Raw genomic sequence first — 788 nt, forward strand, 5'->3', positions numbered from 1 at the left:
ACGAAGAAAGACCTCATGAGTCACTGGGAAATTTACCTCCCAGTGAATTTAAAAAACAATTAACCGAAAAAGTCTCTAGTTATGAACTGTGCGCTTGACGGTAAGCTTACGTACCATTTAAAAGTAGAAGGTTCTCCATGGTTTATTGAAGCTGGCACGGTGGCACAGATCCAATTGCTGAATGTGGTCTTTCGTTATTATAACTCCACAGCCATTTAGTGGAATAAATTTGGGCTTCATTGATTGTTTCAAATAGATAATTTGATAGTAGCTCCTCTCTTACAGTGCGATTAAATCTCTCAATATAAGCATTTTGTGTGGGTTTCCCCGGTTGAGTATAGATCAGAGTAATCTTCTTTGAATTAGCCCAATCAATTAATTTCTGACTGATATATTCGGGACCATTATCACATCGAATCGCTGCTGGCTGACCTCTCCACTCAATAACTCTCTCTAAGGAGCGAATCACTTTTTCTGTCGGTAAACTAAAATCAATATCCACACAAAGACCTTCCCGATTATAATCATCAATCACATTAAAAGTTCGGAAATAACGTCCATTTTGCAAGCTATCAGACATAAAATCCATCGACCATATTTGATTAATGTCTGTCGCTAATCCCAATGCTTCAGGGCGATTTCTGATGATTCGTTTTTTGGGTTTAATTCTGAGATTAAGCTCTAATTCCCGATAAATTCTTAAAACTCGTTTATGATTCCATCGGAACTTTTGAATATTTCTCAAATAATCAAAACATAAACCAAACCCCCAACGCTTATGAGCTTTA

1 protein-coding gene is annotated in these 788 nt (G+C 36.9%); it reads right to left on the reverse strand.

Features of this window, described 5'->3' with window-relative positions; all coding sequences use genetic code 11:
* Positions 1-142 precede the first annotated feature (142 nt).
* The coding region (locus AC0SAP_RS10345) for an IS3 family transposase (RefSeq protein WP_473384106.1) at positions 143-788 on the reverse strand (646 nt) is incomplete at its 5' end.

The organism is Ignatzschineria sp. PL_is040 (assembly GCF_055813795.1).